This is a genomic window from Pseudomonas sp. AC083 (assembly GCF_979253165.1).
Genome location: NZ_CEEDDH010000012.1, coordinates 152,568 through 175,041, shown reverse-complemented (window position 1 = coordinate 175,041; position 22,474 = coordinate 152,568). Strand labels below are relative to the sequence as shown.

Genomic DNA, 22,474 nt, shown 5'->3' with positions numbered 1-22,474 from the left:
GGCCAGCGGCGCGGCGGACGTGACGGTGAACAACAGCGGTGCGATCAGCGCACGCGGCGCTGGCTCCTCGGCCATCGATGCGTTGACCGAAGGCGGCAACGCCAGCGTCAGCAACAGTGCCACCCTGCAAGGTGGCTGGGCCGACAGCAGTGGGGTTGCCCTCGGCGGCGCCACGCAAACCCTGACCAACGCCGGCGCCATTGGTGCGCTCAGCGATTCGGCGGTGCGCGCCGATGCGACCACGCCGGGCAGCACCTTCGCGCTCAATAACACCGGGCTGATCACCGGTTCGGTAAGCGCGATCAGCGCCAGCAGCACCATCACCAACAGCGGCACGTGGATTCTGCGAGATTTCTTCGACAGCAGCGGCAGCGGCACTCGCGACAGCTGGAACGTCGCGGTGAGCAACCTCGGCACGGCGGGCTCCAGCAGCATCGACAACAGCGGCCTGATTCAACTGGCGGCGCAACCGGCCAGCGGCATCGTCAACTTCAGCAGCAGCGGCGCTTATCTGCCATTGGGACAAACCGCCAACGCGCCGATACCGGGGGGCGCCGTGCAGGGGCAGATACTCGGCGTCAGCCGTTTCAGCAACAGCGGCACGCTGGATCTGGCGGCGGGCAGCAACACGGTCGGCAACGTCTTGCTGATCAGCGGCGCCAATAGCGCTGGCACCGATGGCGGCGGGGTGTTTGTGTCGAACGGCGGGAGGGTGCTGCTCAACACCACGCTCAACAGCGGCGGGCCCAATAGCCTGTCCGACATGCTGGTGGTCGACTCGACGGCAACCGCCAGCGGCGGCGCCACCGGTGTCGTCGTGCGCAATGTCGGCGGGCAGGGCGACCTGACTCAGGGCAACGGCATTGCCGTGGTCGAGTTGCTGAACAAGACCGAAGCCGCGAGTGACGCCAATGCCTTTCGCCTCGCCCGACGCGTGGTCGCCGGGCCATATGAATATCGCCTGCAACAAGGCGCCGAGGATGGCAGCGCTCGCGATACCTGGTTCTTGCGTTCGGATGCGCTGACACCGCCGAGCCCGCCGGCTCCACCCGGTCCTGCTCCTGATCCAGCTCCCGATCCTGGCCCGGCGCCGGTGCCCAATTACCGCCCGGAGGTGTCGCTCTACGGCGCCGTGCCCGCGCTGGCGCTGGTTTACGGCCGGACCATGGTCGATACGCTTCATGAACGGGTCGGCGAAGAACGCCTGAATCGTGGCGAGCCATTGCCCAAGGAAGACGAATCGACACTGGCGCCCTCGATGGGCTGGGGCCGGGTGATCTATCGCAGCGGCAAACAGGACGGCGATCGCAAGAATGCCTTGGGCAATACCCCGGAATACAACTACGACCTGACCGCATTTCAGGTCGGCGCCGACCTGTATCGCAAGGTCCGCCCCGATGGCAGTCACGAACAGGCAGGCCTGTCGTTGTCGGCGGGCACCATCAATGCCGGCGTCAGCCATTACACTCGCCGCGCTGCCGGCGAAGACACCCTGCGCGCCTACGGTGTCGGCGCCTACTGGACCCATTTCGGTCCGTCCGGCTGGTATCTGGACGGGGTCGTGCAGGTCAACCGCTTCGACATCGAAGCCAAACCCAGCGACCTGGCGAAACTGAAAACCCGTGGCTGGGGCTACACCGCTTCGCTGGAAAACGGCTATCCCTACGAGTTTGACAAAGACTGGTACATCGAGCCGCAGTTGCAGGCGATCTACAGCTACGTCGATCTGGACAGCAGCGATGACGCTGGCGCCAATGTGCGTTTCAAGGACGTCGATTCGCTGGTCGGCCGCGCCGGTGTGCGCATTGCCAAAGACTGGGAAACCGAGGGCGTCGACAAGACTGCCCGGCGCACCAACGCGTGGATCCGCCCCAGCGTCTGGCATGAATTCAAGGGCCAGCCGAAGACCGAGTTTTCCTCAGAGTCGGGTTACATCCCGTTCGAGTCAGACATTCAGGGCACGTGGGGCGAGGTCAATGTCGGCGTCGATTATCAGGCCAACCAACGCACCACGTTCACCGCTTCGGCCGGTTATCGACAAGGCTTTGATGGCGACAGCCACGGCTATGACGCAATGCTGGGTTTCAAAATAAATTTCTGAGTGCCGCTGCGCCCTATATCCTCTGCGCCACACGTTTGGGCTGGAACAGGGACAGGGCAATGGCATTCAGGGTGATGGTCGTCGGTGGTTACGGCAATTTCGGCAGTATCGTTTGTCGGCATCTGGCGCAGATGCCAGAGATTGAACTGCTGCTGTCGGGCCGCGATGCGCACAAGTTGCAGCGCAAGGTTGACGAGCTGCAAACGCAGTCGGGCCGAGCTTGCGAAGGGTGGTGCGGTGATGCGACAGGCGCGGATTTTCAAGCGGCGCTGCGCGAGCTGAATATCCAGTTAGTGGTGCACACTGGCGGACCGTTTCAGGGGCAATCCTACGCAGTGGCTGAAAGCTGCATCAGCGCCGGCGTGAATTACTGCGATCTGGCTGACTGCCGCACCTTCGTCAACGGCATCGATGTGCTCGACGCCCGCGCCAGGGAGGCTGGTGTGGCCCTGCTCAGCGGTTGCAGTTCGGTGCCGACCTTGTCTTCGGCGATCATCGATGAGCAGCGCCCGCGCTTCGCCCGAATCGACTCCATCGAGCATGGCATTTCTTCCTCGGCAAAAATGCCGGGGCTGTCCACGGTCGAAGGCGTGCTCGCCTATGCCGGCAAACCGATCAAACAATTGAAAAACGGCCAGGTTCACGAAGTATTGGGCTGGCTCGACCTGACCCTGCGCAGCATGCCGCAACTGGGCAAGCGGGTGCTGGCCAATGTCGATGTGCCGGACATGGATATTTTCGCACGCCGCTATGGCGCCCAGACGCTGCGCTTCAAGGCTGGCGCCGGCCTGAAGCTCGGCGGTGTCGCCAACGCCTTGCTCGCGCAAGCCTTGCGCTTTGGTCTGGTGCGCGATCATGTGCGCTGGGCGGCGCGCCTGCATAGACTGGGCACGTGGTTCGAACGCTTCGGTGATGGCAAAAGCGCGATGTACATCGATGTTCAAGGCATCGGAGTTGACGACCAGCCGCTGAGCATGACCGCGCAACTCACCGCGCTGAATGACAAAGGCCCGGAAATCCCCAGCTGCGCCGCCGTCGCTCTCGCGATCAAAATGGCTCGGGGTTATGTACCGCAGGCCGGCGCGCGGCCGTGTGTTGGCGAAATCAGCGTCGATGAATATCTGGCGGCGATCAACGATCCGGCCAATCTGAGTCTGTCGGTTCAGTTCGCCGAAGGGCAGCGTTGAGATGCTCTATCTCTGCCTGAAGTACCTGCACGTCATTGCGGCGATTTTCCTCTTTGGTTTCGGCATGGGCTCCTACCTCTACCTGATCGCCGCCAGCCGCAGCGGCAACCCGCAAGTGATCGCCCATGTCGCACGAATGGTGGTGCGCTTTGATACGTGGATCACCACGCCGGCCGGGTTTGTGCAGGTCATTACCGGCTATCTGCTGATGCGGCTCTCGGGGCTTTCGATGAGCACCGAATGGCTGCTGACTTCGCTGATCATTTTCTTCTGTGTCGGCGCGTTGTGGCTGCCGGTGCTGGTATTGCAAAAGCGTTTGCAGAGCATGGCGCTGAGCGCGGGCGAAGGTAGCCTGCCTCTGGATGATCGCTACGCGAGCACGTACCGCTGGTGGTTCTGGATGGGCGTCGCCGGGTTCGCCGGGATGTTTGTCATCGTGCTGATGATGGTGACGAAGATGACGCCGCTGCAACTGATCGGGTCAGCCGTGGGCTTTTAGAAAACGGCTTTCATGATCCGCAGTCGGCAGCAGACAAGTGTCGTACTTGCCGAACAGCCGATAGCGGTTCAGCGCGATGCGATCGTAAGCCCAGTCGCGCAGACGACGCGGGAAGATGCGCAGCAGTTTCAGCGGCTGCCAGCGCATTGGCAGTTGCCCGACCACCTCAAGGAATGCATCTGATCGCTCCCAATAATTGCGGTCGCGAATCACCGCCATGGTGTCGAACTCATCCAGGGGCAAATCGGCCCACGCCAGCAAGGCCTGGCCTTCGGGCGATTGCACCGCCGCCAGACGCACATGGCGCTGACGGTCATACCGAATCAGAAACCGCGCCCAGCCGTTGCAGAGCTTGCACTCACCGTCGAACAGCACCACGGTTTCGCCGGGCTGGAGCAATGGCGCGGAGGTGGGGCGGGTTTTCATGGCAGGCATCGGCGGATGTCCTTGGCGGCGGGTGTCGCGATCATAACCTCGATCATCGGACTATAAGAGTGGATCGCCGGTATTGCCCCGGCGATATTCCGTGCACGCGGCGGAATGCAGCGCCAAACGCCGCGTCGGACAGATAGCCCAGTGACGCGGCGACAGTGGCCACATTGTCCCGAGCATTGCGCAAGCGGAACGCGGCCACGCGCATCCGCCAGCGCGTGGCGTACTCAACCGGCGCTACACCCATGCAATTTTTGAATAACGCGGCGAAACCCGATCGCGACATGCAGGCCATCTCGGCCATTTGCGTGAGTCGCCAGGCCTTTTCCGGAGCAGCGTGAATGGCGCGCAAGACGCCGGCAATCGCCGGTTCCCGCAGTCCGCCCAGCCAGGCCAGTTGTTCGGCATCCGCGCTGTTGATGTGGTGGCGCAACGCATGGATGAAGATCAGCCGCAGCAGGTCGTTGCACATCGCCTGCGAGCCGGCCTGATGTGACGGCCACTCGCGGCCAAGTTCATCAAGCAGCCAACCGAACGACGAGGCGCCTGCGGTTTCGGCACGAATGATCAGCGAGGCGGGCAGCACATCGAACAGCTCGGTTGCGCCGGGGGCCGACAGCGACACGCTGCCGCCCAGCAACTCAACGTCCTCGCCGACGCCAAAGGTTGCCGAGGCGCCGTCATGGGCGAAAACATCCGCTGCGTTAATCGCTTCGACATCGGCGCCGCTGGCCAGAATGAACGGCGTGCGCGACACCACAAAACAGTCGCCGGCCTGCAACAGGCGCGCCGGCATGCCTTGCATGCGCAGCCAGCATTCGCCTCGTCGCACAACGTTGAATTTAAGTTCGATGGGTTGGAAACGCAGCGCCCAGACACCGCCCGCTTGCAAGCGAACCGAGCAGGCTGCGCGCAGTTCCGAGAGTGCCAATACGGCAGAAAGTGGATCGCCAGCAGGATTTTGGATGATCACGACAGAAACCTGGATTTATCAGACTGGTTCGTCCGGAGAGCTTAGCCAAGAATGAAGGCCTTCGATAGCTCACTCAGGATTACGCCCATGGCCACGCTTCAACAACCTGTGCAATCACCGTTCAACGCCGCCAGCACAGCGGCTGAAGTCATGGCGGGCATCGATCTGCGCGGGCAGCTCGCTGTGGTCACCGGCGGCTATTCCGGCCTCGGTCTGCTGACGGTGAAAAGCCTCGCGGCGGCTGGGGCGCAGGTCATTGTGCCGGCCAGAGATACGGAGCGGGCAGAGGTGGCATTGGCCGGTGTTGAAGGTGTCCGCGTGATGCCCATGGATCTGATGCAGGCTGACTCGGTGGCAACGTTCAGCCAAGGCCTGGTCAGCGCGGGTCAGCCAGTGTCCTTGCTGATCAACTGCGCCGGAATCATGGCCGCCCCGTTGCTGCGCGATGCCGATGGCCATGAAAGTCAGTTCGCGACCAACCATCTCGGTCATTACCGCCTGACCTGCGGCCTCTGGCCCGCGCTGGTAAGGGCTGGGCAGGCGCGGGTGCTGTCGGTGTCCTCGCGCGGGCATCAGATTGCCGGGGTCGACTTTGATGACATTGATTTCTCGCAGCGGCCGTATGACAAATGGCTCGCCTATGGCCAGTCGAAAACGGCCAATGCCTTGTTTGCCATCGCACTCGACCAGCGCGGACGGCGCCATGGCGTTCGCGCGTTCTCGTTGCATCCCGGGCAGATTCTGACGGATCTGGCACGGCACCTCAGCACAGCGGAACTTGCCGCATTCGATGCGCTGGATGAGCAGGGCCGGCCACGGCTCGATGCGCAGAATGGGCTGAAAACGCTGGAGCAGGGCGCGGCGACGGGGTTGTGGTGCGCGACCAGTGCATTGCTTGCGGATTTGGGCGGCGTGTATTGCGAAGACTGCAATGTTGCGCCGGTCAATGAACCGGAAGCAGGCCGCAAGGGTGTTGCGCAATGGGCGGCGGATGCTGAGCTGGCTGAGCGACTTTGGGGGTTGTCGGAGCAATGGACGGGGCTGACGGTCGCATAAATCGAGTCAAAGGCCAAAAGCCCCTCACCCTAACCCTCTCCCGGAGGGAGAGGGGACTGACCGAGGTGTTTAGTGGAAATTCGCCGACCTGAAATACCGGGGCGAACTCAGTTCTTGAACAGCTCCCAAAGCGGCTCCCTCTCCCTCGGGAGAGGGCTGGGAGGGGCTGCTCGATAGAGTTACTCCCCCAGCTTCGCCCAGAATTCCTCGGCCGACGGACTGATCGGAGCCGTCGGGCGAGTCAGGTGTATTTCCAGGGGAATATCCCAACTTTCATCCAGTGCCCTGACCAGACGCCCGTCAGCCATTTCCTGTTCGGTCAGGCTTTTCGGCAGCCAGGCCACGCCTTTGCTTTCCAGCGCCATCGACATCAGCACTGCGGCCAAGTGGCTGCTGAACAATGGTTTCAAGTGCAGATAATCAGCCTTGCCATGCAACCTGTGGGCGACGATTCGGCCCAGGCCGGATTCGTGGGTGTAGGCCAGATAAGGCAGGGTTTCAGGCGACGTGCCGAACTGGGCTGAAGCGCTCGCCAGCGGCACAAGTACGTCCTCGCCAACCTTCTTGCCAATGAACTGATCAGGCGCCAGTAATGGCGGAACGTCGGGGTGGCGATGGCATAGCAGGAACTGCACCTGGCCATGAATCAGCATCTGTTCGCACACGGCCATGCTGTCGGAATGCAGGCGAACCGCATCGATCGGCGCGCCACTTTCGGCGCTGCGCAACCAGCGTGGGAAGAAGGTGAATGACAGCGAATGAGTGGCGGCGAACTGCAAGGTTTTCGCCGCCATGCCAGCCACTTCCTGGGCCTCGGAGCGCATGCGGTAAAGGCGTCTGGCCGCTTCCTGGGCGCTGGGCAGAATCTGCCGGCCGGCCTCGGTCAACGTCGCACCTTGCGGGGTGCGCACGAACAATTCCACACCCATCCAGTTCTCCAGCGAGCGCACTCGGCGACTGAACGCCGGCTGCGTCACATGGCGCGCTTCGGCGGCCCGGACGAAGCTGCCGTATTCGGCTAGCGCTGAAAAATCCTCAAGCCAAACCAGTTCCAAGGGCAATGCCTCCTGTGCATAGGGCGCGGCATTAATAGCATTGGGCGGGTGTCGTCGCAACGCATAACGTTGGGTCACCACAACAAGAGGAACCCGTCATGCGTATCGTCGATATCCGTGAAAAAACCGTCTCCATTGCTTCCCCGATCGCCAATGCCTACATCGATTTTTCGAAGATGACCTGCTCGGTCGTTGCGGTCATTACCGACGTGATTCGCGACGGCAAACCGGTCATCGGTTACGGCTTCAACTCCAACGGTCGCTACGGCCAGGGCGCGTTGATGCGCGATCGCTTTCTGGCGCGGATCACCGAGGCCGACCCGGAAACCCTGATCGATCACGAGAACAATAACCTCGATCCGTTCGCCATCTGGAAAACCCTGATGACCAACGAAAAACCGGGCGGGCATGGCGAGCGTTCAGTAGCGGTCGGCACCATCGATATGGCGGTGTGGGATGCGGTGGCGAAGATCGAAGGCAAGCCGCTGTATCGCCTGCTTGCCGATCGTTATCGCAACGGCGTCGCCGATGACAAAGTCTGGGTTTACGCGGCGGGCGGTTATTACTACCCGGGCAAGGACCAGAGCAAACTCAAGGCCGAAATGCAGAGCTACCTGGATCGTGGCTACGACGTAGTCAAGATGAAGATTGGCGCGGTGCCGCTGGACGAAGATATCCGCCGCATCGAAGCGGTGCTCGAAGTGGTGGGCGACGGCCAGCGCCTGGCCGTCGACGCCAACGGCCGCTTCGATCTGCAGACCGGTATTGCCTACGCCGAAGCGATCAAAAAGTACAACCTGTTCTGGTACGAAGAAGTCGGCGACCCGCTGGATTATGCGCTCCAGGCTGAGCTGGCCAATCACTACGAACTGCCGATGGCCACCGGCGAAAACCTCTTCTCTCACCAGGACGCCCGCAACCTGTTGCGCCACGGCGGCATGCGCCCGGACCGCGACTACCTGCAATTCGACTGCGCGTTGTCCTACGGGCTCGTTGAGTACATGCGCACCCTGAAAGTGATGGAAGAGCTGGGTTGGTCTTCGCGCCGCGTGGTGCCACATGGCGGTCACCAGATGTCGCTGAACATCGCCGCCGGTCTGCACCTGGGCGGCAACGAATCGTACCCGGACGTGTTCCAGCCATTCGGCGGGTTTGCCGATGGTATCCGCGTGGAAAACGGCTACGTCGGACTGCCGGATATCCCGGGCGTCGGCTTCGAAGCCAAATCTGCGCTGTATGCCGTCATGCGCGAACTGGGCGAGGGCTGATTCGGTTTCATCTGCGGCCTCGATTTCCGAGGCCGCATTTTCAGGCGTCATCCTCGACGCCAAAGCCACATGCCCACCACAACAATAAAATGAGGTGCTTCCGTGGAAACTTCAAAATCACGCTGGTACAGCCAGCTCTATGTGCAAGTGCTGATCGGCATCGTCATCGGCGCTGCCATCGGTTACTTCGTGCCCGACATCGGCGCCAAGCTGCAGCCGTTTGCCGACGGTTTCATCAAGCTGATCAAGATGCTGTTGGCGCCGATTATTTTCGGCACCGTGGTAGTCGGTATCGCCAAGATGGGCAGTATCAAGGAGGTCGGCCGCATCGGTGTGAAAGCGCTGATCTACTTCGAGATTCTTTCCACCATCGCTCTGGTGGTCGGCCTGATCGTAGTCAACGTGGTTAAGCCCGGCGCCGGCATGAATATCAACGCCGGCACCCTCGATGGCAGCGCTGTCAACAAATACAGCCAGGCGGCGAGCGAGCAGGGCGGCCTCGTCGAATTCTTCCTCAATATCATTCCGCACACCTTCCTCGGCGCTTTCTCCAATGGCGTCATGCTGCAGGTGATTCTGTTGTCGGTGCTGATGGGCGTCGCCTTGGTGCAAATGGGCGAAACCAGCAAACCGCTGATCAACACCATCGATCTGTTCCTGCAAGGCCTGTTCAAAATCGTCGCGATGGTCATGCGTCTGGCGCCGTTGGGCGCGGGGGCTGGCATGGCGTTCACTATCGGTAAATACGGCATCGGCACTCTGCTGTCGCTGGGGCAGTTGCTGGTCGCGCTGTACATCACCACGCTGATCTTCATCGTCGTGGTGCTGGGCGCGGTGGCGCGATGGTCGGGCATGCCGCTGATGCAGTTTCTGCGTTATTTCAAGGATGAAATCCTGATCACCCTGGGCACCTGTTCGACCGAAGCGGTGCTGCCGCGAATGATGGTCAAACTGGAAAAGCTCGGCTGCAAGAAATCCGTGGTCGGCATGGTCCTGCCGACGGGCTACACGTTCAACGCGGACGGCACCTGCATTTACCTGACCATGGCGGCGATCTTCATCGCCCAGGCGACCAACACGCCGCTGACCTTCATGGATCAGATGATCCTGCTCGGCGTGTTCCTGCTGACCTCCAAGGGCTCGGCCGGTGTGGCGGGAGCAGGGTTCGTGACCCTGGCGGCCACGCTCACCACCATTCACTCCATACCTCTGGTGGGCCTGGTGTTGCTGTTGGGCATCGACCGCTTCCTAAACGAGGCGCGAGCGGTGACCAACCTGATTGGCAACGGCATCGGCACCATTGCCATTGCCAAGTGGGACAACTCCTTCGATGTCGAAGCGTGCGAGCGGGAAATCGCCGCCATGAAGCACGATAAGGCTGCACGCAAGGCGCTGCTGGCGCACAAGTAAACCAAGCGTGGCGATCAGCACCTCTGTTGGCGATCCGGATCGCAGATAGAGGTGCTGAACGACACCGCACGGGCTGCCTGGGTTGACACCCCTTTCGTACTCATGAAATATATAGTGCACTATACAATAGCGAACTATGAAATGAGCTCGAACCGAAATCACGTGGGAACGCAGCTGTCGTTTGCACTCTACGCCGCTGCCAACCGTGTCGTGCGTTTGCACAAGCCGTATCTGGAACCACTGGGCTTAACCTTTCCGCAGTATCTGGTGATCCTGCAGCTTCTGGATGGCGCGCCATTGTCTGTGGGCGAACTCGGCACTTACCTGGCCATGGACGCGGGAACCATCACGCCGCTACTCAAACGTCTGGAAGGCGCCGGATTGGTCACGCGCAAGCGCGATCCGGCAGACGAGCGCCGCGTGCTGATCGACCTGACGCCCGAAAGCCGGGCCATGGAAGACGATATCAGAGCCATCACCGGCAAGATCAAGACGGCCTGCCAGCTTGATGAGCAGGGGATTGAGGCGCTTCGTCTGACGCTGGATGCGCTTGCCCATCCGGCGGCTGACTGAGCCCACCAGTCCAAAAGCGCGCTCAACCAGGCGATAACACACGTAACAGAGAGGGTTTTGAAATGAACATCGGAATTATCGGCGCCGGCCACATCGGCGCAACACTGGCGCGCAAGCTGGCTGCGTGCGGTCATAAGGTCAAACTGGCCAATTCGAAAGACCCGCAAACCATTCAGGCACTCGCTGAAGAAGTCGGTGCCAAGGCTGTCACCAAAGAGCAGTCCGTGTCCGATGTCGATGTGATCATCCTGTCGATTCCCTTCGCCCGATACCCTGATTTGAAGCAGACGCTGAGCCAGGTTCCCGAGCAAGTCGTGGTCATCGATACCTCCAATTACTACCCGCAGCGTGATGGGGCGATCAAGGAAGTGGACGACGGCAAGCCTGAAAGCGTCTGGGTCAGCGAGCAGATCGGCCGCCCGCTGATCAAAGCGTGGAATGCCGTACTCGCCGCTACGCTGGCCGATCAAGGTCAACCTGCCGAATCCGCAACTCGCATCGCCTTGCCAGTCGCCGGCGATGATGTGCGTGCCGAGGCGATCGCGCAGGATCTGGTCGAAGAAACCGGATTCACCGCGCTTGCTGCGGGCGGCCTTCAGGACTCCTGGCGTCAACAGCCCGGAACCCCGGCTTACTGCACCGAACTGACCCTGCCGGAACTGAAACAGGCGCTTAAAACTGCGGACAAGGCCCGCGCGCCGCTGAACCGCGATGCCTTGATGGCCCGATTCATGGCGCCCGGCACTGAGTTCACCCGCGAGCAGATGGTTGCGATCAATCGGGAAATGACCGCTTGATCAGAAATGAGCGGCTTGGCCTTCATGCGATGGCGATAGCGTGGTCATCTCACACCCCCACAACTGCAAAAACGGCTCGCTGACAGTGGCCGGCCCAACCCATCGGCTGACCAGTTCGCACTTGCCATCCATGCATAACTGGTAATCGCCGGCCTGCGGGGTTCGGCCCAATTGCAGTGGTTGCAGCGGCGGCAAGTGGCGTCGGAAATGCCAACTGCCGTTCTCCAGCCGGGCATCGTCGGGTATCTCCATGCCAGCGCCGTTGCCGCGAACCCTGGCCTGCTCAAGAACCAGCCCTTGGGCCGTGACGCGGTAGTCTTCCTCCCAGCGGATCTTTTCGATGCTGTGGTTCCATGCCAGGGTGAAGTTCGCTACCGGCAACTGTGCCCAGATACTGCCGGCCAGACCCAGGCACAAGCCGATCATGCATTGGCCGTTGCTGCGCGCCGCGAGCGCCAGACGTGTTGCACGATTACCAGAATCGCGAGTGCGAAGCCGATTTCATCGGTCACCGGCAGTGCCACGATCAGCAGGGCGCCGGCGCCGAGACTGAGCACCCGTTCCCAGATCAGCATTTTCTGTTGCAGAAAACCGGTCGACGCCATGCCCCAGAGACCAACCGCCAGAAGAGTCTTGATCAGCATGTAGGCAGTCGCCCACAAGTTGTCGCCTTGCAGCATCAGTGCCGGGTTGTAGACCGCCATGAACGGGATGACGAAACCGGCCAGCGCAATGCGCACGGCCCACAGGCTGATCTTGAAGCCGCTTTCCTTGGCGATCGGCGCGGCGGCAAAACAGGCGAGGGCGACCGGCGGGGTCAGGTCGGCGAGGATGCCGAAGTAGAACACGAACATGTGCGACACGATCAGTGGCACGCCCAGCTCCAGCAGCGCGGGCGCGGCGATCGAGCTGGTGATGATGTAGTTGGGAATGGTCGGAATGCCCATCCCCAGCACCAGGCAGGTGATCATCGTCAGGATCAGCGACAGCAGCAGGTTGTCGCGGCCGATGGCGAGGATGTAGCCGGCAAACGTCGAAGCGACGCCGGTGAGCGAAACGATACCGATAATGACGCCGACCAGTGCGCACGCGATGCCCACCGGTACCGCGTGGCGGGCGCCCTCGACCAGCGCGTGCAGGCAGATCAGCAGCGTGTCGCGACCGCCCTTGATGAAAGCGCAGACCAGCACCAGGACGGCAATGACCGCGAAAATCACCGCGATGCCAAGCTGGAAAAAACCTGTGCAGAGCACGCCCAGGGCAATCCAGAACGCACAACGCAGGCCAAAACTGTGCACGCGGAAAATGATCGCCGAGCCGAGAATCACGATGGCAGTCAATGCCAGGCCGACCATGCCCGAGAACAGCGGTGTGCGCCCGGAAAACAGCAGGTAAACCAGGACCAGCAGAGGAATCAGCAAGTACCAACTGGTTTTCACTGCGCCCCATGCGCTCGGGCATTGGTCTTTGGGCAGGCCCTTGAGGTTGGAGCGCTTGGCTTCCAGATGGACCATCCAGAATACTGAACCGAAATACAGCAGGGCCGGTATCAGCGCCGCCTTGGCGATTTCGACGAAGGGCACATTGATCGTCTCAGCCATGATGAAGGCGACCGCGCCCATCACCGGAGGCATGATCTGGCTGCCCATGCTTGAGGTGGCTTCCACGCCGCCAGCGAACGCGGCGCGATAGCCAAAGCGCTTCATCAGCGGAATGGTGAATTGCCCGGTGGTCACGACGTTGGCGATCCCGGAGCCGGTAATTGTCCCCATCAATGCCGACGAGGCCACGGCCACTTTTGCCGGGCCTCCCAGCTTGTGACCGAACAAGCCCATGGCGAAGTCGGTAAACAGCTTGATCATGCCGGCTTGCTCAAGAAACGCGCCAAACAGGATGAACAGGAAAATGTAGGTCGCCGACACATACGTCGGCGTGCCGTACAGCCCTTCGGTGCCGAACGACAGCTGATTGATGATCTGGTCGAAACCGTAGCCGCGATGGGCCAGTTCGCCGGGCAGGTATTCCCCGAACAGGCCGTACGCCAGGAACAGCCCGCAAATCACCGGCAGCGCAATGCCCATGACCCGTCGCGCGGCTTCGAAGACCAGGGCAATCAATACGATGCCGATCATCAGGTCGGCCGAGGTGAGGTCACCGGAGCGCTGGATCAGATCGGCCTCGAACACCCATTGATACAGCGCGGTGGTGATGGCGGCCAGGCTCAGCAGCCAGGCCAGCGGTTGCCACGGACGGTCTGTGCCGCGTGCCGGATAACTGAGAAACACCACCCACAGCAGGAAACCGACGTGCACCGCACGCAGCACCTGGCTGGAGAGAGGAGAAAAGGCTGCGGTGACGATCTGGAAAATCGAGAACAGCAACGCTACGTAAAACAGGGTTTTCGGCCAGTCCCGTGGGTTCGCGGAAATACCGTGATGCTCGTCACTCATTGGCTGCCTTCCTCATGACCACGCAAAGGAATCGACGCTGCAGTGGCCGTCACGCCACTGCGCACAAGCGCTTATAAAGCGCCTTTTTCCTTGTAGTAGCGCTCGGCGCCGGGGTGCAGCGCGATCGGCAGGTTTTTCGCAGCCGCTTCCAGCTTGATGTCCTTGGCCGCCGAATGGGAGTTACCCAAGCGCCCCAGGTTGTCGAACAGCAGGCGGGTCATGTCATAGATGACGTCATCCGGCAGGTCGGCGCGGGTCACCAGAATATTGGTGATTGCCACGGTGGGCACGGCTTCGGCCTGGCCGTCGTAGGTGTTGGCCGGGATCATTGCGCTCTGATAGGCCGGATTGCCGATTTTTGCCACCACTTCGCTCGGGATAGCCACGTAGTTCAGCGGCATCACCGACGACAGGTCGCGAATGGCGGCCATGCCCAGTCCCGACGATTGCAGGGTGGCATCCAGTTGCCGGTTCTTGATCAATTCCACCGATTCGGCAAACGGCAGATATTGCACCTTGCCCATGTCCTCGTAGGTCAGGCCAGCCGCTTTGAATATCGCCCGCGCATTCAATTCAGTGCCGGATTTAGGGGCGCCGACCGAGATGGTCTTGCCCTTGAGATCGGCGAGGGTTTTGATCCCCGACTCTTTGCTGGCGACGATTTGAATGTAATTGGGATAGGCGCCGCCCAAGGCGCGCAATTTGGTCAGCGGGGCTTTGAAACCGGCGTCTTCCACGCCGTTTTTGGCGTCGGCCACTGAGTCGCCCAAAGCCAGGGCCAATTCGCCGCGACCGGCCTGTAGCAAATTGAGGTTTTCCACCGACGCTTTGGTGGCCTGCACCGATGTCTTCGAACCGGCAATACCGTCGCTGTAGATTTGCGACAGACCGACCCCTATCGGGTAGTAAACCCCACTGGTTCCGCCGGTGAGGATATTGATGAACACGGGCGCGGCCTGCGCAGCACTGCTAAGGGTCAGCGTGGCGGCGGCCAGCAGGGCAAAGCGTGTTTTGACTCGCATGGGGGCACTTCTCCGTCTTGTTATGGTTTTAAGCAGAGTGATTGCACTTTAGTCGATCCCGGCTGAACGTGATCGCGACTTCAGTTCATCCCCAGCCAGTTCGGCAGCACCAGTGAGATCCACGGCACGTAAGTAATCAGGATCAGGAACAACAGCAGAATCGACAACCAAGGCATCGCGGCTTTGACTGTGGCGGGCAAGGACATGCCGGTCACCGCCGAGGTCACGAACAGGTTCAGGCCCACCGGTGGCGTGATCAGGCCGATCTCAAGGTTGACCACCATGATGATGCCGAGGTGAATCGGATCGATGCCCAGTTTCATCGCGATGGGAAAAAGAATGGGCGCCAGGATCAGGATGATCGCTGACGGTTCCATGAACGCGCCGGCAATCAACAGCACAATGTTGACCATCAGTAGAAACGTCACCGGTGTCAGCCCGGCTTCGATCACCCAGGCAGTGATTTGTTGAGGTAACTGTTCGGTGGTCAGCACGTGGGCGAACAGCATGGCGTTGGCAATGATGAACATCAGCATGATGCTCAGTTTGGCCGAGTCGAGGAGAACCTTGGGGGTCTCGCGAAAGGTCAGATCCTTGTAAACGAACAGAGCGATGAAGGCCGAATAGACGGCGGCCACGGCGGCGGCTTCGGTCGGGGTGAACATGCCCGAATAGATGCCGCCGAGGATGATCACCATCAGCAACAGGCCCCATATAGCTTTGCGTGCCGTACTCAGAAACTCGCGAAGCGTCGCACGCGGCAAGGCGGGGAGATTTTTCTTCACCGCAACGATGTAGATCGCCACCATCAATGCCGTGCCCAGCAGCAGGCCCGGTACCACGCCGGCCATGAACAGCTTGCCCACGGAAGTTTCTGTAGCGGCGGCGTAAACCACCATCACGATCGACGGCGGGATCAGGATGCCCAGCGTACCGGCGTTGCAGATGATCCCTGCGCCGAACGCCTGCGGATAGCCGGAACGGACCATCCCGGCAATCGCAATCGAGCCCACCGCAGCGACCGTGGCGGGACTTGAACCGGAGAGGGCGGCGAACAGCATGCAGGCCAGCACCGCCGCGATGGCCAGGCCGCCGCGAATATGCCCGACACAGGCGTTGGCGAAGTCGATCAGCCGGCGGGCGACGCCGCCGGTGGTCATGAAGGCCCCGGCCAGCAGGAAAAACGGAATGGCCAGCAGCGTGTAGTGTTCCGAGGTCTCGAACAGTTTGATCGCCAGCGAGCGCACCGAGTCGGGACTGAAGAAAATGATCGTCAGGGAGCCGGCCAGGCCCAGTGAGATGGCGATCGGCACGCCGATGAACATCAAGGCGAACAGGGCCACGAACAGGAAGGCAATGGTCATGGCTTGTCTTCCTCGTGTTCGGCAAGTTTCAGCGCGTCGGCCGCCTCATCGGCCAGCCCGAGGCCGGTCTGACGATTGAGCAGGATGCGCAGGAGAATTTCAGCGAAGCGGATGAACACCAGCGCGAAGCCCAGCGGCACGATCAACCCGATATGCCACTGCATGACGCCGAAATGGCCAAGATCCTCGGCACCGATACCGGCGTTCATCAAGGTTTCGATCCATTCGAAGCTGGCGACGGCGAGCAGCCCCGCGTAGGCCAGACAGCACAGGCAGGCGAGGATGCCGATGTAACGCTGTACCGATCTGCGCGCCAGTTTGACCAGTGCGTCGACACCGATATGCCCGGCGGTGCGCACGCCATAAGCCAGGCCGAAAAAAATCAGCCAGCCGAACAGCGCTTTGGTCAGGGCAGTGCTCCAGGTCATGGCCTGCGCCATGCCCATGATCTGATCGCCAACAGCGAACAGCGGAACACTGGCCGCCGGCCAATGATCGGCGAGCCAGTAAAACAGGCTGTAGAAGTTATTGAGGATCACGTAGACAAACGTGACGAGGGTCATGGCCGCCAGAAGGAAGACGATGAAGCCTTCCTCGAAGTGTTCCCAGATTCGCCGAAGCGCTTTCATGGATGGCATCTCACGTCGAGTGAAGACGGGCAGGCGCCGACGCAGCGGCGCCTGCCTTGCGATTATTGCGCCTGGTTTGCGGCTTCGGCGGCAGAGATCAGCTCAGCGCCGATTTCGCCTTCGAACTTCTTCCACACCGGTTTCATCGCGTCGCGCCATTGCGCACGTTCTTCTGGCGTAAGCGTGATGATTTCCGTGGTTTTGGCGGCAAGGATGCGCTGCTTGTCACCCTCGTTCAGTTGCTGGGCTTCCTTGTTCACGTGGGTGGTGACTTCCACGACGATCTTGTCCAGTTCGCTGCGCACGTCGGGTGGCAGGCCGTTCCAGAATTTGGTGTTGGTGATCAGCATGTAGTCCAGTACACCGTGGTTGGATTCAGTGATGTATTTCTGCACTTCATGCATCTTCTGGCTGTAGATGTTCGAGTAAGGATTCTCTGCGCCGTTGACCACACCGGTCTGCAGGCCTTGATATACCTCGGCAAAACTCATCTTGCGCGGATTGGCGCGCACCGCCTTGAATTGCTCCTCCAGCACCGCCGAGGCCTGCACCCGGAACTTCAGGCCGCGCGCATCCGCCGGTACACGCAGTGGCTTGTTGGCCGACAGTTGTTTCATGCCGTTGTGCCAATAAGCCAGGCCGGTGATGTTTTTGCTTTCCATGGATTTGAGCAGGCCCTGACCCTGCGGGCTCAGTTGAAAGCGGTCGACAGCGTTGATGTCATTGAAGAGGAAGGGCAGGTCGAACAACTGCACTGACTTGGTGTACTGCTCGAACTTGGCCAGCGACGGCGCAATCATCTGCACATCGCCGAGCAACAGCGCTTCCATTTCCTTGCCGTCACCAAAGAGCGAGGAGTTGGGATACACCTCGACCTTGACCTTGCCCGGCAAGCGTTCCTCGACCAGTTTCTTGAACAGCAACGCACCTTGCCCCTTGGGCGTCTGGTCAGCGACCACATGCGAGAACTTGATGATAACCAGGTCTGCCGCCATGGCCGGGTTCATGCTGCTTACCGCCAAAGCGCAGGCAAGTGCGCTGAACAGAGATCTGAGCATCTGGGTGATTCCTCTTGTTTTTATTGTGATGACCGCTCGACGCGCTGAACGCGTTCAAGTGCCGAGACATGTTCAAGTCTAGGCAGAAATATCTGATTTGCCGGGGAATTGGCGAGAAAGGGTAAAACACCAACGAAAGGTCGAACTCTGATCCGCGCATTGAGCTCCGGCATGATGCATCCAGCCGAGCGAGCTCCCTTCAATGTTTCACCGCATTCTCGATGACCTGATCCCAAGGCGGCGTGGCAGGGAACAGTTCAAGCAGAAACGCCGTGAACGCTTTGACATTCGGGCTACCGCGACGGCTCTCCGGCCACAACGCGGTAATGGCGAAGCGTTCGACGGTGAACTGTGGCAGCACCGGGACCAGTTCGCCCCGACGAACATACGCCGCCGCGACGTAGTACGGCGAAATACCGATGCCGCCGCCGGCAGCCAGCACCGCCGCGACCGCATCGCTGGCATCAACGGTGAAGGCCGCGTCGGGTGCCAGTTCCAACTGTCTGTCTCCGGCCAGATACGGCCAGCGCAAAGTCTGCCCGGTGCTTTGATAGCGGAAATTCACGCACTCGTGCTCGGCGAGATCCTCGGCCGTAAGCGGAGTACCCTTGCGCTGCAAATAGTCCGGCGAGGCAAACGCACCGATTCGATGTGGCCCAAGCGGCCGAGAGATGAGACGTGAGTCGGCAAGATTGCCAACCCGAACCGCGACATCAATGCCTTGCTCGATGAGGTCGGCATATTGATCGCCGAGCCGCAGATCGACCGTCACATTTGGATATTGCTCGCGAAACCTCGGCAGGGCTGGCGCGAGGATATTCAATCCGATGGGCAACGGCGCTGTGACTTTCAATACCCCCGAAGGCTCGGCGCGGGAGGCGACGGCGGCCTGATCGATGTCTTCGACTTCGCGCAGAATCCGCAGCGCCCGTTCGTAAAGATCACGGCCTTCCGGGGTGAGTACCAGCGAGCGGGTGGTGCGGGTAAACAGCATCAGCCCGAAATGCTCTTCGAGTCGTTGCACGCTTTTACTGATGGCCGACGGCGACACCGACAATGCTCGAGCGGCAGCCGTGTAGCTGCCCAGCGAAGCCGCGCGTGCAAAGGCGATAAGCCCGGTTAAACGATCCAATCCAATTTGTGCCTTCATGGCACTAGTAAAGCGACTTTCGGCCCAATTATCAATGTGGCTTCCGAACCGTAGTCTTTGTCCATCGAACGCCATTCAGGTGTTCCAGACGGAGACTCAGCATGAACATCAGCCAAAACCTGCCATCCACACTCAACGACAAAACCGTGGTCATTTTCGGCGGCACTTCCGGCATTGGCCTTGCCGCTGCGGTGCAAGCGAAAGCCGTCGGCGCCAAGGTCATCGTCATCGGTTCGAACGCCGCACGTGCCGAGCAGGCCGCCAGCGAACATGGGCTCGATGGCTGGCGCGCGGCCGACGTGACTGATAGCCAGGCTCTCGAAACTGCCCTGGCCGATATCCCTAAGGTCGATCACCTCGTTCTGCTCGCCGGCTCGTTTGTGGCTGGCACCGTGCTCGCGGCTGATCTCGATTATCTGCACCGCGCGTTCGATGAACGCATCTGGGCATCGATCAATGCGATTCGGGTTCTTGGCGACAGGCTGGCAAGAGACGGCTCGATCACGTTTATCTCCGGCTCTCTGGCTGATCGCCCGAATGCCTACGGCACCGCCGTGCTCGCCGCCGCCTCGGCAGCGATGGAAGCACTGGCTCGCGGTCTGGCTCTGGAATTGGCACCCGTGCGGGTCAACACGCTGTCGCCCGGCCCGATCAACACCCCGATTCTCGGCAAGGCACTGGGCGAGGGGCGTGATGCGTTCGTCGCTTCTCTTGAGCAGGTGCTGCCCCTGCATCGCCTCGGCACAGCCGCAGAGGCGGGTGCGGCAGCAGTGTTCCTGATGAGCAACACCTTCATGAACGGCGCCGTACTAAACATCGACGGCGGCGCACGCCTGGTTTGACCCAGCCCACTTTTTTGAGAGCCTGAACATGACATCGTTATTCGATTCCCTGCGCCTCGGCGCGCTCGATTTACCCAACCGTATCCTGATGGCGCCGATGACCCGCGCGCGCGGCACTCGCGAACACGTCCCGACCGAGATGATGGTCGAGTATTACCGCCAGCGCGCCAGCGCCGGCCTGATCATTTCCGAAGCGATCGGCATCAGCCAGCAAGGTCTGGGCTGGCCGTACGCGACGGGCATCTGGTCGGCCGAACAGGTCGCCGGCTGGCGTAAGGTCACCGACGCAGTGCATGGCGCTGGTGGCCGGATCATCGCGCAGCTGTGGCACATGGGCCGGGTCGTGCACCCGAGTTTCCTTGGCGGCGGCCAGCCGGTTTCCGCATCGGTCACCACCGCGCCGGGGCAGGCGCATACGTATGCAGGCAAGCAGCCGTATACCCCGGCGCGCGCGTTACCGCTGGAAGAAATCCCCACATTGCTGGAAGACTTTCGACAGGCGACCCGCAATGCAATCGAGGCGGGTTTCGATGGCGTGCAGATCCACGCCGCCAACGGTTATCTGATCGACCAGTTTCTGCGCGACAGTGACAATTTCCGCAGCGATGCCTATGGCGGTTCGGTCGACAACCGCATCCGCTTGCTCAAGGAAGTGACCGAGGCGGTCGCCGAAGTCATCGGCGCCGACCGCACCGGCGTGCGCTTGACCCCAAGCAGCTATGAACAGGGCATCCGCGACAGTGATCCCGAAACACTGTTCATCCGCGCCGCCGAAGTGCTGTCATTGATCGGCATTGCTCATCTGGAAGTCCGCGAACCGCCGCTGGACGGCACCTTCGGCAAGTCCGAACGACCACCGCTGGCCGGGGCGATCCGCGAAGTGTTCAAAGGCGTGCTGATCCTCAATTCGGATTACGGTTTCGCCAGGGCTCAAGCGCAACTGGATGCCGGATTCGCCGATGCGATTGCGTTTGGACGGCCGTTTATTGCCAATCCAGATTTGCCGCTGCGATTCGCTCGGCAGTTGCCATTGGTGGAAAGCGAAATGAGCACGTGGTTCAGCCAGGGCAGGGAAGGGTATGTGGATTATCCGGGGCTGGATGGCATTTGAATTGAGCATCAGTGCCAGTCGCCAAGGCAGTGCATGCCTTGGCGCGCTGGTCCGAAGGGGGGCTGACGTCTGCGCTGACAGACCTCAGCCCCTATCTCCGGGTTATGGAAAGCAGATCTGCTCTGCTCAGTCAGACTCCCGTTGCCTTGATCAACAGCGAACCGCGCCGGCGCATGAGGGCGTAGTAAGCGCACGCAGGGCACAGCAAGCCAACGGCCCACGCCAGGTCGACGCCTTGCAGGCTGGTGGCAACAGGCCCGACGTACATCGAGGTGTTCATGAACGGAATTTCCAGAGCAATGGTGCAAAGGAATACTGCGATTGCTGTCCCGTTCACCCGACCGTAGATACCTGCCGGATCGAAGATGTCGGTAATCCGGTAAACGCCTTTGCGCAGCGCGTAGTAGTCGACAAGATTGATCGCCGTCCAGGGGATCAGAAAGTAGCTCATGAAAAAGATGAAATTCAGGAAGAACTGCAGAAAATCGTCCTGCGCCAGAGTGCATAAACCGGTAGCGGTCGTGCAGATGATCAGCAGGAATCCCGCACGTACAGACGGAGTGATTTTGAGCGCAGAGAAAGGCTCGATCATCGTGACCGTCGACATGAAAGCGCCATACAGGTTGAACACGTTGATGGCGATCTGGCCGTAAAGCACGAATGCCACCATCAGCAGCGTGCCTCCTCCGAGCAGGCCTATCAGATGCAGCCCGACGTTATCGGAGAACCCCACCATGCCTTTGGCCAGTACGGCGCCTAACAACATCATCCAGCTTCCGCCGATCACGGTACCGGCATAGCTGTACCAGAACACTTGGCGAGTGGAAGTGTCGCTCGGCAAATAGCGAGAGTAATCCGCCACGTAAGGTGCGTAGGACAATTGCCAAGTGACCGCGATGCTGACGGAGGCGAGGAAGCTGACCAGATTGAAACCCTGCGCGGTCCATTGGCCGGTCTCTATCGGCAGCGCGAGGGCGAACAGGGTGGCGATGCCGAACACCGCAATCGAAATCAGCGAAAGCAGCTTCTGCACGCGATGAATCAATTGGTAGCCGAACAGCGCGACCAGAAAGCATGCCGCGCCCAGCAGAGCGATGTTGCCAGCGGTGCTCAACGGGCTCAGGTCGCTCACCGCCTGAGCAGCCAACAGCGTGTTGCTGACGAAAAAGCCCAAGTAAATAAGCATGACGAACAGCAGCGGGACGATGGCGCCGAAAACCCCGAATTGTGCCCGGCTCTGGATCATCTGCGGAATGCCCAGTCTCGGACCCTGCGCGGAGTGCGAAGCCATGAAGATTGCACCAATCAGCGAACCGATAAGAATCGATAGCGCACTCCAGAAAAGATTGAGTCCCAGGCTGATGGGCAACACTCCAGCCGCTACCGTGGTGATGTTGGCGTTGGCACCAAACCAGACGAAGAACAGGGAACGTGGCCGACCGTGACGCTCGCTCTCAGGGATAAAGTCGATGCTGCGTTTTTCAACTTTCATGTCTG

Annotated in this window: 21 protein-coding genes; 10 read left to right on the top strand and 11 right to left on the bottom strand. The window is 60.6% G+C overall.

Features of this window, described 5'->3' with window-relative positions:
* The 3 genes from AC0IXA_RS18385 to AC0IXA_RS18375 all read left to right on the top strand — a co-directional run.
* Positions 1-2,101: autotransporter family protein (locus AC0IXA_RS18385; RefSeq protein ID WP_471814240.1), on the top strand; the 2,101-nt coding region annotated here is incomplete at its 5' end.
* Positions 2,102-2,160: 59 nt separating this feature from the next.
* Entirely contained in the window at positions 2,161-3,288 is a 1,128-nt protein-coding gene (locus AC0IXA_RS18380) for a saccharopine dehydrogenase family protein (protein ID WP_471814238.1), read from the top strand.
* A gap of 1 nt (position 3,289) precedes the next feature.
* Complete coding sequence (locus AC0IXA_RS18375; protein ID WP_122601640.1) at positions 3,290-3,787, top strand: DUF2269 family protein; 498 nt, start codon at positions 3,290-3,292, stop codon at positions 3,785-3,787.
* Here the strand turns inward: AC0IXA_RS18375 and AC0IXA_RS18370 are convergent.
* Together AC0IXA_RS18370 and AC0IXA_RS18365 are read right to left on the bottom strand one after the other, a co-directional pair.
* Complete coding sequence (locus tag AC0IXA_RS18370; RefSeq protein WP_471814236.1) at positions 3,770-4,222, bottom strand: thiol-disulfide oxidoreductase DCC family protein; 453 nt, start codon at positions 4,220-4,222, stop codon at positions 3,770-3,772. The genes AC0IXA_RS18375 and AC0IXA_RS18370 overlap by 18 nt on opposite strands.
* A 43-nt stretch (positions 4,223-4,265) precedes the next feature.
* Positions 4,266-5,192 carry an AraC family transcriptional regulator gene (locus AC0IXA_RS18365; protein ID WP_471814234.1) on the bottom strand — a complete coding sequence of 309 codons (927 nt, stop codon included), beginning with the start codon at positions 5,190-5,192 and terminating at the stop codon, positions 4,266-4,268.
* Between the two features lie 87 nt (positions 5,193-5,279).
* On the opposite strand from AC0IXA_RS18365, the gene AC0IXA_RS18360 reads away from it, so the two are divergent.
* A complete protein-coding gene (locus AC0IXA_RS18360) occupies positions 5,280-6,248 on the top strand; it encodes an oxidoreductase (RefSeq protein ID WP_471814232.1) in 969 nt (322 codons plus the stop codon).
* A 179-nt stretch (positions 6,249-6,427) separates the two neighbouring features.
* On the opposite strand, the gene AC0IXA_RS18355 is transcribed toward AC0IXA_RS18360, so the two are convergent.
* Positions 6,428-7,303: a LysR family transcriptional regulator gene (locus AC0IXA_RS18355; protein ID WP_024012581.1), complete on the bottom strand. Its 876-nt coding sequence runs from the start codon at positions 7,301-7,303 to the stop codon at positions 6,428-6,430.
* 98 nt (positions 7,304-7,401) lie between these two features.
* Here AC0IXA_RS18355 and AC0IXA_RS18350 point away from each other — a divergent pair, with 98 nt between their 5' ends.
* The 4 genes from AC0IXA_RS18350 (at position 7,402) to AC0IXA_RS18335 (ending at position 11,351) form a co-directional block, all read left to right on the top strand.
* Positions 7,402-8,571 carry a mandelate racemase/muconate lactonizing enzyme family protein gene (locus tag AC0IXA_RS18350; RefSeq protein WP_024012582.1) on the top strand — a complete coding sequence of 390 codons (1,170 nt, stop codon included), beginning with the start codon at positions 7,402-7,404 and terminating at the stop codon, positions 8,569-8,571.
* A 102-nt stretch (positions 8,572-8,673) separates the two neighbouring features.
* On the top strand, positions 8,674-9,981 hold the full coding sequence (dctA, locus tag AC0IXA_RS18345; RefSeq protein ID WP_071171927.1) for a C4-dicarboxylate transporter DctA: 1,308 nt from the start codon (positions 8,674-8,676) through the stop codon (positions 9,979-9,981).
* 141 nt (positions 9,982-10,122) lie between these two features.
* Positions 10,123-10,554, top strand: a complete 432-nt coding sequence (locus AC0IXA_RS18340; RefSeq protein WP_016774314.1) for a MarR family winged helix-turn-helix transcriptional regulator — start codon at positions 10,123-10,125, stop codon at positions 10,552-10,554.
* Positions 10,551-11,351, top strand: coding sequence for an NADPH-dependent F420 reductase (locus tag AC0IXA_RS18335; RefSeq protein ID WP_471814249.1), 801 nt, complete (start codon positions 10,551-10,553; stop codon positions 11,349-11,351). The genes AC0IXA_RS18340 and AC0IXA_RS18335 overlap by 4 nt, the downstream gene beginning before the upstream one ends.
* On the opposite strand, the gene AC0IXA_RS18330 is transcribed toward AC0IXA_RS18335, so the two are convergent.
* From AC0IXA_RS18330 to AC0IXA_RS18300, 7 genes are all read right to left on the bottom strand, one after another.
* Complete coding sequence (locus tag AC0IXA_RS18330) at positions 11,352-11,777, bottom strand: DUF1850 domain-containing protein (RefSeq protein ID WP_336341343.1); 426 nt, start codon at positions 11,775-11,777, stop codon at positions 11,352-11,354.
* Positions 11,774-13,801: a TRAP transporter permease gene (locus AC0IXA_RS18325; RefSeq protein WP_471814228.1), complete on the bottom strand. Its 2,028-nt coding sequence runs from the start codon at positions 13,799-13,801 to the stop codon at positions 11,774-11,776. The genes AC0IXA_RS18330 and AC0IXA_RS18325 overlap by 4 nt, the downstream gene beginning before the upstream one ends.
* 71 nt (positions 13,802-13,872) lie before the next feature.
* Positions 13,873-14,823, bottom strand: coding sequence for a TAXI family TRAP transporter solute-binding subunit (locus AC0IXA_RS18320; protein WP_471814226.1), 951 nt, complete (start codon positions 14,821-14,823; stop codon positions 13,873-13,875).
* Between the two features lie 80 nt (positions 14,824-14,903).
* Positions 14,904-16,187, bottom strand: coding sequence for a C4-dicarboxylate TRAP transporter large permease protein DctM (gene dctM, locus AC0IXA_RS18315; protein WP_073475087.1), 1,284 nt, complete (start codon positions 16,185-16,187; stop codon positions 14,904-14,906).
* Complete coding sequence (locus tag AC0IXA_RS18310; protein ID WP_110599141.1) at positions 16,184-16,816, bottom strand: TRAP transporter small permease; 633 nt, start codon at positions 16,814-16,816, stop codon at positions 16,184-16,186. Before AC0IXA_RS18310 ends, dctM begins: the two co-directional genes overlap by 4 nt.
* Positions 16,817-16,878: 62 nt before the next feature.
* Entirely contained in the window at positions 16,879-17,874 is a 996-nt protein-coding gene (gene dctP / locus AC0IXA_RS18305) for a C4-dicarboxylate TRAP substrate-binding protein DctP (RefSeq protein WP_471814223.1), read from the bottom strand.
* Between the two features lie 199 nt (positions 17,875-18,073).
* Positions 18,074-19,099 carry a LysR family transcriptional regulator gene (locus tag AC0IXA_RS18300; RefSeq protein ID WP_471814221.1) on the bottom strand — a complete coding sequence of 342 codons (1,026 nt, stop codon included), beginning with the start codon at positions 19,097-19,099 and terminating at the stop codon, positions 18,074-18,076.
* 26 nt (positions 19,100-19,125) lie between these two features.
* Here AC0IXA_RS18300 and AC0IXA_RS18295 point away from each other — a divergent pair, with 26 nt between their 5' ends.
* Both AC0IXA_RS18295 and AC0IXA_RS18290 read left to right on the top strand, forming a co-directional pair.
* Positions 19,126-19,866, top strand: a complete 741-nt coding sequence (locus AC0IXA_RS18295) for an SDR family oxidoreductase (RefSeq protein ID WP_471814219.1) — start codon at positions 19,126-19,128, stop codon at positions 19,864-19,866.
* Positions 19,867-19,894: 28 nt separating this feature from the next.
* Positions 19,895-20,977, top strand: a complete 1,083-nt coding sequence (locus AC0IXA_RS18290) for an alkene reductase (RefSeq protein WP_471814217.1) — start codon at positions 19,895-19,897, stop codon at positions 20,975-20,977.
* Positions 20,978-21,107: 130 nt separating this feature from the next.
* Here AC0IXA_RS18290 and AC0IXA_RS18285 read toward each other — a convergent pair whose 3' ends face one another.
* The gene (locus AC0IXA_RS18285) at positions 21,108-22,469 is read right to left on the bottom strand and encodes a purine-cytosine permease family protein (RefSeq protein WP_471814215.1); all 1,362 of its coding nucleotides are present in this window, start codon (positions 22,467-22,469) and stop codon (positions 21,108-21,110) included.
* Positions 22,470-22,474: the final 5 nt, after the last annotated feature.

What these genes read in the sequence shown, in the direction of transcription:
- AC0IXA_RS18380 (WP_471814238.1), top strand. Translation starts at nt 2,161, where the DNA reads ATGGCATTCAGGGTGATGGTCGTCGGTGGTTACGGCAATTTCGGCAGT.
- AC0IXA_RS18375 (WP_122601640.1), top strand. Translation starts at nt 3,290, where the DNA reads ATGCTCTATCTCTGCCTGAAGTACCTGCACGTCATTGCGGCGATTTTC.
- AC0IXA_RS18370 (WP_471814236.1), bottom strand. Translation starts at nt 4,222, where the DNA reads ATGCCTGCCATGAAAACCCGCCCCACCTCCGCGCCATTGCTCCAGCCC.
- AC0IXA_RS18360 (WP_471814232.1), top strand. Translation starts at nt 5,280, where the DNA reads ATGGCCACGCTTCAACAACCTGTGCAATCACCGTTCAACGCCGCCAGC.
- AC0IXA_RS18350 (WP_024012582.1), top strand. Translation starts at nt 7,402, where the DNA reads ATGCGTATCGTCGATATCCGTGAAAAAACCGTCTCCATTGCTTCCCCG.
- AC0IXA_RS18340 (WP_016774314.1), top strand. Translation starts at nt 10,123, where the DNA reads ATGAGCTCGAACCGAAATCACGTGGGAACGCAGCTGTCGTTTGCACTC.
- AC0IXA_RS18330 (WP_336341343.1), bottom strand. Translation starts at nt 11,777, where the DNA reads ATGATCGGCTTGTGCCTGGGTCTGGCCGGCAGTATCTGGGCACAGTTG.
- AC0IXA_RS18325 (WP_471814228.1), bottom strand. Translation starts at nt 13,801, where the DNA reads ATGAGTGACGAGCATCACGGTATTTCCGCGAACCCACGGGACTGGCCG.
- AC0IXA_RS18320 (WP_471814226.1), bottom strand. Translation starts at nt 14,823, where the DNA reads ATGCGAGTCAAAACACGCTTTGCCCTGCTGGCCGCCGCCACGCTGACC.
- dctM (WP_073475087.1), bottom strand. Translation starts at nt 16,187, where the DNA reads ATGACCATTGCCTTCCTGTTCGTGGCCCTGTTCGCCTTGATGTTCATC.
- AC0IXA_RS18310 (WP_110599141.1), bottom strand. Translation starts at nt 16,816, where the DNA reads ATGAAAGCGCTTCGGCGAATCTGGGAACACTTCGAGGAAGGCTTCATC.
- dctP (WP_471814223.1), bottom strand. Translation starts at nt 17,874, where the DNA reads ATGCTCAGATCTCTGTTCAGCGCACTTGCCTGCGCTTTGGCGGTAAGC.
- AC0IXA_RS18300 (WP_471814221.1), bottom strand. Translation starts at nt 19,099, where the DNA reads ATGGCGTTCGATGGACAAAGACTACGGTTCGGAAGCCACATTGATAAT.
- AC0IXA_RS18295 (WP_471814219.1), top strand. Translation starts at nt 19,126, where the DNA reads ATGAACATCAGCCAAAACCTGCCATCCACACTCAACGACAAAACCGTG.
- AC0IXA_RS18290 (WP_471814217.1), top strand. Translation starts at nt 19,895, where the DNA reads ATGACATCGTTATTCGATTCCCTGCGCCTCGGCGCGCTCGATTTACCC.
- AC0IXA_RS18285 (WP_471814215.1), bottom strand. Translation starts at nt 22,469, where the DNA reads ATGAAAGTTGAAAAACGCAGCATCGACTTTATCCCTGAGAGCGAGCGT.